The 11669-nt window shown below is 71.3% G+C and carries 9 protein-coding genes; 3 read left to right on the forward strand and 6 right to left on the reverse strand.

Annotation, left to right across the window (positions count from 1 at the left end; genetic code table 11):
* Position 1: 1 nt before the first annotated feature.
* Positions 2 to 298, reverse strand: a complete 297-nt coding sequence (gatC, locus tag OHA17_RS12185) for an Asp-tRNA(Asn)/Glu-tRNA(Gln) amidotransferase subunit GatC (protein WP_003966094.1) — start codon at positions 296 to 298, stop codon at positions 2 to 4.
* A gap of 259 nt (positions 299 to 557) precedes the next feature.
* On the opposite strand from gatC, the gene OHA17_RS12190 reads away from it, so the two are divergent.
* Positions 558 to 1949 (forward strand): endonuclease/exonuclease/phosphatase family protein, encoded by a 1392-nt coding sequence (locus OHA17_RS12190; RefSeq protein WP_406506534.1) that lies wholly within the window; start codon positions 558 to 560, stop codon positions 1947 to 1949.
* Between the two features lie 126 nt (positions 1950 to 2075).
* Complete coding sequence (locus tag OHA17_RS12195; RefSeq protein WP_406506536.1) at positions 2076 to 4016, forward strand: phosphocholine-specific phospholipase C; 1941 nt, start codon at positions 2076 to 2078, stop codon at positions 4014 to 4016.
* A 313-nt stretch (positions 4017 to 4329) separates the two neighbouring features.
* On the opposite strand, the gene OHA17_RS12200 is transcribed toward OHA17_RS12195, so the two are convergent.
* The 5 genes from OHA17_RS12200 to OHA17_RS12220 form a co-directional block, all read right to left on the reverse strand.
* Positions 4330 to 6450: a putative bifunctional diguanylate cyclase/phosphodiesterase gene (locus tag OHA17_RS12200; protein ID WP_406506538.1), complete on the reverse strand. Its 2121-nt coding sequence runs from the start codon at positions 6448 to 6450 to the stop codon at positions 4330 to 4332.
* 275 nt (positions 6451 to 6725) lie between these two features.
* On the reverse strand, positions 6726 to 8927 hold the full coding sequence (gene ligA / locus OHA17_RS12205) for an NAD-dependent DNA ligase LigA (protein ID WP_406506540.1): 2202 nt from the start codon (positions 8925 to 8927) through the stop codon (positions 6726 to 6728).
* A 25-nt stretch (positions 8928 to 8952) separates the two neighbouring features.
* Positions 8953 to 9978 (reverse strand): methionine synthase, encoded by a 1026-nt coding sequence (locus tag OHA17_RS12210; RefSeq protein WP_406506542.1) that lies wholly within the window; start codon positions 9976 to 9978, stop codon positions 8953 to 8955.
* Positions 9979 to 10018: 40 nt separating this feature from the next.
* Positions 10019 to 10717 carry an SDR family oxidoreductase gene (locus OHA17_RS12215; RefSeq protein ID WP_053726234.1) on the reverse strand — a complete coding sequence of 233 codons (699 nt, stop codon included), beginning with the start codon at positions 10715 to 10717 and terminating at the stop codon, positions 10019 to 10021.
* 19 nt (positions 10718 to 10736) lie between these two features.
* A complete protein-coding gene (locus OHA17_RS12220) occupies positions 10737 to 11276 on the reverse strand; it encodes a TIGR00730 family Rossman fold protein (RefSeq protein WP_406506545.1) in 540 nt (179 codons plus the stop codon).
* 61 nt (positions 11277 to 11337) lie between these two features.
* On the opposite strand from OHA17_RS12220, the gene OHA17_RS12225 reads away from it, so the two are divergent.
* Positions 11338 to 11667 (forward strand): DUF427 domain-containing protein, encoded by a 330-nt coding sequence (locus OHA17_RS12225; protein WP_406506547.1) that lies wholly within the window; start codon positions 11338 to 11340, stop codon positions 11665 to 11667.
* Positions 11668 to 11669: the final 2 nt, after the last annotated feature.

Raw genomic sequence — 11669 nt, forward strand, 5'->3', positions numbered from 1 at the left:
ATTAGTCCTCCCCCAGGATCTGCGGCACCTTGAAACGCTGCTGCTCCTGGGCCGGGGCGCCGGAGAGCGCCTGCGCGGGGGTGAGCGACGGACGGACCTCGTCCGCGCGCATGACGTTGGTCAGCGGCAGCGGGTGGGAGGTCGGGGGTACGTCTTGGTCGGCGACCTCGGAGACGCGGGCGACCGCGCCGATGATGTCGTCGAGCTGTCCGGCGAAGTGGTCGAGCTCTTCGCCCTTCAGCTCCAGACGCGCCAGCCGGGCGAGGTGGGCGACCTCCTCGCGCGTAATGCCAGGCATGCAGCGATCCTCAGGGGTGAGTGAGTGTGGTTTGGGCCCAATCCTATGGGGCGCACCACCCTCACCACGAAACGGATTACCCGCTCACCCTCGGTCACCGCCCCCGGCCCGCGTCGCCGGGCTCTTCCCGGCCCGTCCAGGGATCTCCCACATCTGGTCATGCTCCGTTCACATCGCGTGTGCGGACGACTGGCTGACTTGGCGAAGTTGTCCAGCCAACTCGCCTCACCACGTCGTCCATCGAGAGGACCAGACCTCCGTGTCCCCCGTCAGTACCGTCCGGCTCGTCGCGCCGGCAAGCCCCCGCGAGGGCGACCGGCTCTCCTTCCACTGGACCACCGACGCCCCCGATCCCAAGAACTGGATCGGCATCTACGACGGCGACCGCAAGCCCGGCACCGGTTCCTCGCTGGTCTGGTCGTACGTCGCGGCCGCCTCCGGCGACCTCACGCTCGACGCCTCGGGCCTCGGCGAGGGCGTGTACACCGCCTACCTCCTGGCCAAGGACGGCTACGGGATCCTCGCGCAGACCCCGCCGATCACGATCACCGCGCGGCCGCCGGTGGTGCCGCCGCACGCCGTCGTCGACTCCTTCACGACCGGGGAATTCGCGGCCGGTTCACCCGTGTCGATTCCGCTCGGCCCGCTGTGGGTGCGGCCGCCGGGCAACCCCTCCGGGGCCCCGTCGTTCCGGCGACTGTCCGGCGACTCCTGGCTGGGCGTCGGCGCCGACGGCACGGTGACCGGGACGGCGCCCGCGCGGCCGGGCGCGCACCCGGGGCGGATCACGGTCGCGGTCAAGGACAGTGCTGGCGGGAACGACGTCGTCACCGTCCAGGTGCCGGTGCGCGCCGCCGGGGCCCGGCCGCGTCTGACCATCGCCTCGCTGAACCTCTGGGACGCCGGCGCGCACATCGACGACGTACCTCAGAAGCTGCTGCGGCTCGTCCTCGGCCAGGGCCTCGACGTGCTCGCGCTCCAGGAGACGGGCGGCGCCTCGGCCAAGCCTCTGGCCGACGCACTGGGGTGGCACGCCTATGACACCCCGGCCGGGCTCGGCATCGTCAGTCGCTTCCCGCTCACGGAGGTGGCCTCGCCCCTGGCCGGCGCGGCGGCAGCGACCCTCCAACTCCCGGGCGGGCGGCGGCTGCGGCTGTGGACGGCCCAGCTGGACGAGGCCGCGTACGGGCCCTATGCGGTACGGGACGGGCGCACCCCCGCCGAGGTCGAGGCGGCCGAGCTCGCCAGCGTCCGGTACCGGCAGACGACCGCGCTGCTCGCCGCGATGAAGCGCGACCTGGCCGCGCGGAACACGCCGGTCGTCCTTGCGGCCGGGCTCGCCTCGCCCTCGCACCTGGACCGGGCCACCAAGGTGCGCTGGCCGGTGACCGTCGCCCTCGGCGCGGCCGGGCTGCGCGACGCCTTCCGCGAGGCGCACCCGAACCCGTCCCGCGAGCCCGGCACGACCTGGTCGCCGGTGCGCCCCGGGGAGCCGCAGGACCGCATCGACCAGCTCCAGTACGCCGGGCCGCTGCACGTCGAGGCCGCGTACGCGCTGGTCACGGGGTGGCCGAAGCCGGTGCCGGACACCGCCGGGAACGGCTGGCCGTCGGACCACGCGGCGCCGGCCGTCACGTTCACCGTCCGCTGAGCGGCCTTCCGCCGAGCCGACTTCCGCCGAGCCACCCTTCCGCCGGGCCCGCGGCACGTCCCTTCGCCGCCCGCCCGGCCCGCGCCTCGTCCCGCAGCCGATCCTGACCCGAAGGATTCCTCCGTCATGACTCCGCTCAGCCGCCGCGCCTTCGTGGGCGCGTCCGCCGCGACCGCCGCCGCTGCCGCCGTCGGCCTGCCCGAACCCGCGACCGCCTCCCCGCGCCCCAAGGGCAGCATCGAGGACGTCAAGCACGTCGTCGTCCTGATGCAGGAGAACCGCAGCTTCGACCACTACTTCGGCGCCCTCAGCGGCGTCCGGGGCTTCGACGACCGCCAGGCGCTGGCCTTCCCGAGCGGCGACTCCGTCTTCCGCCAGCCCGACGCGGGCCGCTCGGACGGTTTCACGCTGCCGTTCCGGATGGACACGACGAAGTACAACGCCCAGAACGCGGGCGGCCTCCCGCACGACTGGGGCACCGGCCACACCGCGATCAACGGCGGCGCGATGAACAAGTGGGTGGCCGCCAAGGGCGAGCGCACCATGGGCTACTTCACCCGCGAGGACATCCCCTACCAGTACGCCCTCGCCGACGCGTTCACCCTCTGCGACGGCTACTTCTGCTCCCAGGCGGGCCCCACCGACCCCAACCGGCTCTACCTGTGGTCGGGCACCTGCGGCCCGGGCAAGGACGGCACGACCGGGCCCTGGACGGACAACACCCCGGTCACCGACAACCCGGTCGCGGACTGGACGACGTACGCCGAGCGCCTGGAGGCGGCCAAGGTCAGCTGGCGGGTCTACCACAACCCGTCGAAGGACGACCGGTACGGCGACTACGACGACAACGCGCTGTCGTACTTCAAACAGTTCCACAACTTCCCTATCAGCGACCCGCGTTACATCAACGCGATGACCAAGTTCGACCCGGCGGCCTTCGACAAGGACTGCAAGGACGGGACGCTGCCCACAGTGTCCTGGCTGGTGGCGCCGTACCTGTTCAGCGAGCACCCCTCGGCGGGCCCCGACTACGGCGCGCACTGGGTCGACCAGGCCCTCCAGTCGCTCTTCTCGAACCCGGAGGTGTGGAAGCACACCGTCTTCCTGGTCATGTACGACGAGAACGACGGCTACTTCGACCATGTGCTGCCGCCGTTCCCCGAGCCGGGCACTCCGGACGAGTTCGCGGCGGGCCGCCCGATCGGCCTGGGCAATCGCGTCCCCCTGTGGGCGATCTCCCCGTGGTCACGCGGCGGATACGTCAACTCCCAAGTATTCGACCACACTTCGGTGCTCCGCTTCCTGGAGCTGGTGACCGGGGTGCGCGAGCCGAACATCTCGGACTGGCGCCGCGCGGTGTGCGGCGACCTGACGACCTGCTTCGACTTCACGCGGCCCGACTACTCGATCCCCAAGCTCCCCGACACGGTCGCCCTGATGGCCAAGGCGGACGCGGGCAACGCACTGCCCGCCGTCAAACTGCCCCCGAACGGGGCCCAGTCGATGCCCACCCAGGAGCCGGGCACCCGCCCGCACCGCCTCCTGCCGTACCGCCCCTGGGCGGACGTCACGGTGAATCGCACGACGGGCCGGGTCACCTGCACCCTGGCCAACTACGGGAAGGCCGCCTTCCACTTCACGGTGCTGCCGAACGCGGTGAAGCCCTTCACGGGCACGCCGTTCACGGTCGCCCCGGGCACGTCGAAGACATACATCTGGGAAACCTCGGAGACCGACGGACGCTACGACTTCACGGTCCACGGCGCCGACGGCTTCGTCCGCCGCTTCTCGGGCACCCTCACCCACCACGACGCCCCGGCCCCGCGCCCCTCGGCGACCGCCGCGCTGAGCGGCCGAACCCTGGCCCTCCGCCTCCGCAACGAGGGCACGAGCGAGGTGTCGTTCACCGTGGCCGACGACCGCGCCAGCCGTACGGTGTGGGTCCCTGCGAGGGGCAGCTCATCGGTCAACTGGCCGTTGCGGGACGGCAGTTACGACGTCACGGTGACGGCGGCGAGCGGGACGCGGTTCGTGCAGCGGTACGCGGGAACGGTCCACGGGGCGTAGGCGCGACCCTGGGGGGGCGCGGGGAGCCTCTGATTGCGCAGTTCCTCGCGCCCCTTAAGACCCGCCTTCACCCCGCAGACCGTGCGTGGCTGGTCGCGCAGTTCCCCGCGCCCCTAGCAGGGTCGGCGCTGGCCCGCACCGGGCATCTCAGCCCGTCCGGCGTTTGAGGACGAGCTCCCTTAAGGCGCGAACGGGGTCTGGGGCGGAGCCCCAGGAAACCGGCCTCCCCCTTCCCCAACCCCCAGCGGGTTTCGGGAAGGGGCGGGGTGGGGCCCCCGGGGTCTGGGGCACAGCCCCAGGACGGGGGCCCAGGTCACTGGACAGGCTGCCCGGAACCCTGCGCCTCCGCCTCCGCCCGCGCCGCGGCAGCCGCCGCGATCTCGGCGGGCCGATGCCACCCGGAGTCGCCCCGCGCGAGCAGCCAGGCCGTCGCCTCGGCGGGCGGCATCGCGGCGGCCACCAGCCACCCCTGCACCGCGTCGCACCCCAGGTCCCGCAGCCGCTCCCACGTCTCGTCGTCCTCGACGCCCTCCGCGACCACCAACAGGCCCAGCGAGTGGGCGAGATCGACGGTGCAGCGAACGATCTCCGCGTCCTCGTTGTCGATGGCGAGCCGGGCCACGAACGACCGGTCGATCTTCAACTCGCTGACCGGCAGCCGCCGCAGGTGCACCAGCGAGGAGTACCCCGTACCGAAGTCGTCGAGGGACATCTTCACTCCGTGCCCCGTCAGCCCGGCCAAGGTGTCGGCGGCCCGCTGCGGGTCCTCCAGGAGGACGTGTTCCGTTATTTCCAGCTGGAGCGCGCCGGCCGGGACGCCGTGCCGGGCGAGGCGGGCGGCGACGGCCCCCGCGAAGCCGGGCGTGTGCACGTCGCGCGGGGACACGTTGACGGCGACCGGGACCTTGAGGCCCTGGGCCCGCCACCGCGCCACCTGGGCGAGCGCGGTCTCCAGGACGTACTCGGTGAGGTGCGGCATCAGCCCGCTGGACTCGGCGATCGCGATGAACTCGTCCGGAGGGACCCGCCCGCGCTCCGGGTGCACCCAGCGCACCAGTGCCTCAAGCCCCGCCACCTGGCCGTCGAACTGGACCTTCGGCTGGTAGTGCAGCTCCACGTCCCCGGCGTCGAGCGCGCGCCGCAGATCGCCCAACAGGCCGAGCCGGTCCGGGGTGTTGGAGTCCCGCTTGGACTCGTAGACCTCCACGCCCGTACGGTCCCGCTTGGCCTGGTACATGGCGACGTCGGCCCGGCGGAGCAGCCCCTCGGCGTCCAGCGCGTGGTCGGGGAACAGCGCGACGCCCGCGCTGGCCTCCAGGACGAGGGTCAGCCCGTCCAGGTCGAGCGGCGAGGACAGCTCGGCGACCAGACCGCGGGCTGTCCGCATGGCGCTGGTCGCGGAGTCGCAGACGGGCAGTAGCACGGCGAACTCGTCGCCGCCCAGCCTGGCCGCCTCGGCGCCGCGCGGCAGAGCGGTCTTGAGCCGTTCGGCTATCTGGAGGAGGAGGCGGTCTCCGGCGAGGTGTCCGAGGGTGTCGTTCACCGACCGGAAGCGGTCGAGGTCGATCAATACGAGCGCGGAGCGGGTGCCGGCGTTCTCCGCCTCTTCCAGGGCCGACCAGGTGCGTTCCAGGAGCCACTGGCGGTTGGGGAGGCCGGTGAGCGGGTCGCGCAGCTGCTCCTCGGCGCGCGCCCGGGCGATCCAGAGCGTCGAGTCGAGGGCGACGAGCGGCACCGCGAACAGCGGGAGCAGCACGGGCACCGACATGGCGACGACGCAGATCAGCGGGGCGATCCCGAGCAGCGCGACCGCCACCAGACCCTGCCTGAGCAGGGCCGTGCGGGCGACGGTGGGCAGCCCGCCGCCGCGGGGCGCGAGCGCGTACCAGAGCAGCATCCTGGTGATCAGCAGATACGTACCGGCCGCGAGCACGATTTCGGGGGCGGTGGCGATGCTCCACTGGGCGGGCCACCACGGGTGGGCCACGCCCGGGACGACGCCGAAGGCGGACAGGACCAGGCCCGCGGCTCCTATGCCGAGGATGTCCACGGCGCCGTGCAGCACGCCCTGGCGCCAGCGGTTGCGCCGCGCGGCGCCGACCAGGACCACCACGGCCAGGCTGACCAGCGCGGCCGGCAGCCAGCCGTACAGGAGCAGCACGGCGATGGTGAGGGCGGCTCCCGAGCCGGTGCCGCCCCACCAGCGCTCGCGGCCGAGCGCGACGAGATGGCCGACGATGATGCCGGTGAGGACGGCGAGCGACCAGCCCGTCGTCCCGCTCGGGAACAGGGCGTCGCCCTGCTGGACGGCCCGGTAGAAGCCGGTGGCGAGGACCACGCCCGCGAGGCCTGTGACAACGGCCGTCAGTCTGGACGAAAATCCCGTGAACCCGCGCAGCCTCACGGCCGGGGCGGTGCTCTCGGTCGGTTTCATTCCCGTCCCTCTCACAGCCGGCAGTGCCCGTGCACGCGATGGCCCCGATGTCATGCCACCACGACTGGTGTTGAACCCCAACCGCTCCACGAGCAGGGGCCATCAGCCGTGCACGACAGGCGCACATCTCAACAGTAGGCCGCAGAAGGCTCTGTCGGGCAGCGGTCTACAGCTCTTGCCCGAATGCGACCCAGCCACCCGCATCGGTCTGCTATGCGCCGAACGGGTGACTCCGCGCAGCCTCCAGGCCCCCTGTTACTACCCTCCTTTGCGTCTCATTCCCCCTCTGGGGCGTTGGGCATCGCGGCTTCTCTTGCCGCGTCGGGCCCTTGTTCCAGCAGAACGGCGAAGCCGTCCTCGTCCAGAACCGGAACCTTCAGCTGCATCGCCTTGTCGTATTTGGAACCCGGGCTGTCGCCGACGACGACGAACGAGGTCTTCTTGGAAACGGAACCGGTGACCTTGGCTCCGCGGCTCTGCAGCGCCTCTTTCGCGCCATCTCTGGTGTGCCGCTCAAGAGTTCCGGTCACGACAACGGTGAGGCCCTCCAGCGGGCGCGGTCCCTCGTCCTCTCCGGTGCTCTCGTCCTCCATGCGGACGCCGGCGGCCTTCCACTTGCGCAGGATCTCCTGGTGCCACTCCTCGGCGAACCATTGCTTGAGGGAGGCCGCGATGATGCCGCCGACGCCCTCGACCGCGGCGAGTTCCTCCTCGCTGGCCTGCTCGATGCGGTCGATGGAGCGGAATTCGCGGGCCAGCGCCTCGGCGGCGACCGGGCCGACATGGCGGATGGAGAGCCCGGTGAGGATGCGGGCGAGCGGGCGCTCCTTGGCGGCCGCGATGTTCTCCAGCATCGAGACGGCGTTCTTGCGCGGCTCCCCGTTCATGTTGGCGAAGACGAGGGCGACCTTCTCCTCGCCGGTCTTGGGGTCGCGCTTGGGCAGTCCGCTGTCCTGATCGAGGACGTACGCCTTGATGGGCAGGAGCTGATCCATCGTGAGGTCGAAGAGGTCGCCCTCGTCGAGCAGCGGCGGGGTGGCGGGCTCAAGCGGCTTGGTGAGGGCGGCGGCCGCGACGTACCCGAAGTTCTCGATGTCGAGGCTCTTGCGGCCACCCAGGTAGAACAGCCGCTCCCTCAATTGGGCGGGACAGGACTGGGCGTTGGGGCAGCGAAGGTCGATGTCGCCCTCCTTCATCGGACGCAGCGCGGTCCCGCATTCCGGGCACTCGGCGGGCATCTCGAAGGGGTACTCGCTGCCGTCCCGCAGGTCGGCGACGGGGCCGAGGATCTCCGGGATGACGTCGCCGGCCTTGCGCAGCACCACCGTGTCGCCGATGAGGACGCCCTTGGCCTTGACGACGTCCTGGTTGTGGAGGGTGGCGAACTCGACCTCGGAGCCGGCCACGGTGACCGGCTCGACCTGGGCGTAGGGCGTGACGCGGCCGGTACGGCCCACGCCCACGCGGATGTTGACGAGCTTGGTGTTGACCTCTTCGGGCGCGTACTTCCAGGCGATGGCCCAGCGCGGGGCGCGCGCGGTGGAGCCGAGGCGGCCCTGGAGGGGGATCTCGTCGAGCTTGACGACGACGCCGTCGATCTCGTGCTCCACCACCGAGTGCCGGTTCTCGCCCATGTAGGCAATGAACTGCCGCACTTCTTCGAGGGACTTGACCACCTTGTTGCGCTGAGCGGTCGGCAGGCCCCATTCGCGCAGCAGGCCGTACGCCTGCGAGAGGCGGTCGATGTCGAAGCCCTCGCGGGCGCCGATGCCGTGCACCACCATGTGCAGCGGTCTGGTCGCGGTGACCTTGGGGTCCTTCTGGCGCAGCGAACCGGCCGCCGCGTTGCGCGGGTTGGCGAACGGCTTGTCGCCCGCCTCGACCAGTCGGGCGTTCAGACCCTCGAAGGCCTCCATCGGGAAGTAGACCTCGCCCCGGATCTCGACGAGCTCGGGGATGCGGTCGCCCTTGAGGCGGTCCGGGATGTCGGCGATGGTGCGCACGTTGGGCGTGATGTCCTCGCCGGTGCGGCCGTCGCCACGGGTGGCGGCGCGGGTCAGCCTGCCGTGCTCGTACGTCAGGTTCACGGCGAGGCCGTCGACCTTCAGCTCGCACAGGTAGTGGTAGTCGGCGGTGCCCACGTCCTTGGCGATGCGCTCGGCCCAGGCCGCCAGTTCCTCGTCGTCGAAGGCGTTGTCCAGGGACAGCATCCGCTCGCGGTGCTCGACCGAGGCGAAGTCCGTCTCGTAGGCACCCGCCACCTTCTGGGTCGGCGAGTCGGGCGTGCGCAGCTCGGGGTGCTCGTCCTCCAGCGCTTCCAGCGAGCGGAGCAGCTTGTCGAAGTCCCCGTCGCTGATGACCGGTTGGTCCTTCACGTAGTACCGGAAGCGGTGCGCCTCGATCTGCTCGGCGAGGAGCGCGTGCTTCTCCCGTGCCTCCGCGGGCACCGCTGCGTTCTGTTCGCCAGCCACCGTCATGTCCTCCCGTTTCCCGTCTTCCCCGTCACTCAGGGTTGTCCGCGAGCGATCTCGCCGCCCGGACGCAGTGGGCGAGCGCGGCCCGGGCATAGGCCGGGGACGCACCCGCCATACCGCATGCCGGGGTGATCACCACGGACTCGCCCAGAGTCCCCGGATTCAGCCCCAGCCTGCGCCACAGCGTCCTGACACCCATGACGCTACCGGCAGGGTCTGACAATGGGCCGTCGGTGCCCGGCACCACTCCGGCGAAGAGCTTGATGCCGCTCTCGGCGGCCTCGCCGATCTGCTCGTCATCACGCTCGGTGAGCAGCGAGAAATCGAACGACACCCCGGCGGCCCCGGCCCGCCGCAGCAGGGCGAACGGGACGTCGGGGGCGCAGGAGTGGACGACGACGGGGCCGTCGTGCACGGCGACGACGTCCCGCAGCGTGGCCTCCACGACCTGCCGGTCGACGGCCCGGTGGGTGCGGTATCCGCTGGCGGTACGGATCTGCCCGCGCAGCACGGAGGTGAGGGAGGGCTCGTCGAGCTGGAGCACGAGCTGGGCGCCGGGCACCCGGCGGCGTACGTCGGCGAGGTGGTCGCGCAGGCCCTCGGCGAGCGATCCCGCGAGGTCGCGGCAGGCGCCGGAGTCGCCGAGCGAGAGCTCGCCGTTCCTGAGCTCCAGGGCGGCGGCCAGCGTCCACGGCCCGACGGCCTGCACCTTCAGCGGCCCGGTGTAGTCCTGGGTGAACTCCTCCAGGGCGTCGAGGTCCTCGCCCAGCCAGGACCTGGCCCGCCGGGTGTCCCGGCCGGGCCGGTCGCTGACGCGCCAGCCGCTGGGTTCCACGTGTCCGTACATCTCGACGAGGAGCCCGATGGTCCGCCCGATCATGTCGGCGCCGGGCCCGCGCGCGGGCAGCTCCGCGAGGTGGGGGAAGTCGCCGCTCGCCCCTTCGGCCCCGATCAGCGATCCGGTGACGGTCTTGGCGGTCTCCCGCGCGTCGCCGCCCGGCATCGAGCCGACGCCGGTGGCGGGCCCCCAGGGGAAATTGCTCTGTTCGCTCACCCCGGAAGCGTACGCAACCGGGCGCGGCGCCCGGTCCCGGCTACTTGCCGGGGCGCACGGTGAGGTCGTTGACCTCGGCGTCGGCCGGCAGGTCGATGGCCATCACGATGGTGGTGGCCACCGACTCGGGGTCGATGAACTTCGCCGGGTCGTACTCCTTGCCCTCCTGCGAGTGCACCTTGGCCTGCATGGGGCTCGCGGTGCGGCCCGGGTAGACCGAGGTCACGCGGACGCCGTTGGCGTGCTCCTCGTGGCGCAGCGAGTCGGCGAGCGCCTTGAGGCCGTGCTTGGAGGCGGCGTACGCGCCCCATTCGGCATGCGCGTTGAGGCCGGCGCCGGAGTTCACGAACACCACGTGGCCGCGCGAGGCGCGGAGTTGGGGCAGCAGGTGGCGGGTGATCTCGGCGGGGGCGATCAGGTTGACGTTGAGCTGCTGGTGCCAGGTCTTGGGGCGCAGCTCGCCGACCGGGCCGAGGTCGACGATGCCCGCGATGTGCAGCAGCGAGTCGAGGTGGTCCGGCATCGGCTGCTTGTCGAAGGCCCAGGAGAGGCGGTCGGGGTCGGCGAGGTCGCCGACGAGGGTGCGGGCGCCCGGGTAGCGGGCGGCGAGCTCCTTGGCGCGTCCGGCGTCGCGCGCGAGCAGGATGAGCTCGTCGCCGCGCTCGTGCAGCCGGCGCGCGACGGCCGCGCCGATGCCGGAACCGGCCCCGGTGATCAGATGAGTAGCCATACCCGCCATGCTCCCACTGGTCGCCGTCCTACTGGATGCCGAGGGACTCTTCGAGGTAGGCGAGCGCCGCGACGCCGTCCTCGGCGAAGAAGACCAGCTCGGTGAGGGGAACGGGCAGGAAGCCCTCGTCCTCCATGCGGCGGAACTGCTCCTTGAGGCCGTCGTAGAAGCCCGCGGTGTTGAGCAGGACGACCGGCTTGGTGGTCTTCCCGTGCTTCTTCAGCTCCAGGATCTCGGTGGCCTCGTCCAGGGTTCCGGTGCCGCCCACCATGATCACGACGGCGTCCGACTTGGCGAGCAGCAGCGCCTTGCGCTCGGCGAGGTCCTTGGCGATGACCATCTCGTCGGCGTTCTTGCGGGCCTTGGCCGCGAGGAAGTCGACGGAGACCCCGACGAGCTTGCCGCCCGCGTGCTGCACCCCGTCGGCGACGACCTTCATGAGCCCGCTCTCGGAGCCGCCCCATACCAGCGTGTGCCCGCCCTTGCCCAGGAGCTCGGCGAACTCTTTGGCGGGGCGCGTGTAGCGCTCGTCGAGGTCGGCCGCGGAGAGGAAGACGCAAATATTCATACGGCAACGATACGAGGGAGCGGCAGGGAAGAAGAGTGGCCCGGCTAACGCTGCACCTCTTATGACGACTGGACATCGCATCACCATCGAGCGGGGCACCGAGCACGTGCGGGTCGTTCGCGACGGGCAGGTGCTCGCCGAGAGCAGCCGTCCGCTGCTGCTGCGCGAGACCGGCCTCCCCGTCCGCTACTACCTTCCGCCCGAGGACGTCCGCACCGACCTCTTGACACCGTCGGACACCCACACCTATTGCCCGTTCAAGGGAACAGCCTCCTACTGGTCGCTGCCGGACGCGCCCGATCTCGTCTGGTACTACCCCGACCCGAAGCCGGACGTGGCCGAGATCAAGGACCACCTCTGCTTCTACGAAGTGGAGACCGTCACCGAGTAGTA

The organism is Streptomyces sp. NBC_00212 (genome assembly GCF_045206365.1).
In the GTDB taxonomy this organism is placed as follows: Bacteria; Actinomycetota; Actinomycetes; order Streptomycetales; family Streptomycetaceae; genus Streptomyces.

Bases quoted from the DNA above. Each gene is read 5' to 3' on its own strand.
- OHA17_RS12195 (WP_406506536.1), top strand. From the start codon at position 2,076: ATGACTCCGCTCAGCCGCCGCGCCTTCGTGGGCGCGTCCGCCGCGACC.
- OHA17_RS12220 (WP_406506545.1), bottom strand. From the start codon at position 11,276: ATGAATATTTGCGTCTTCCTCTCCGCGGCCGACCTCGACGAGCGCTAC.
- OHA17_RS12225 (WP_406506547.1), top strand. From the start codon at position 11,338: ATGACGACTGGACATCGCATCACCATCGAGCGGGGCACCGAGCACGTG.
- ligA (WP_406506540.1), bottom strand. From the start codon at position 8,927: ATGACGGTGGCTGGCGAACAGAACGCAGCGGTGCCCGCGGAGGCACGG.
- OHA17_RS12215 (WP_053726234.1), bottom strand. From the start codon at position 10,717: ATGGCGGGTATGGCTACTCATCTGATCACCGGGGCCGGTTCCGGCATC.
- OHA17_RS12200 (WP_406506538.1), bottom strand. From the start codon at position 6,450: ATGAAACCGACCGAGAGCACCGCCCCGGCCGTGAGGCTGCGCGGGTTC.
- gatC (WP_003966094.1), bottom strand. From the start codon at position 298: ATGCCTGGCATTACGCGCGAGGAGGTCGCCCACCTCGCCCGGCTGGCG.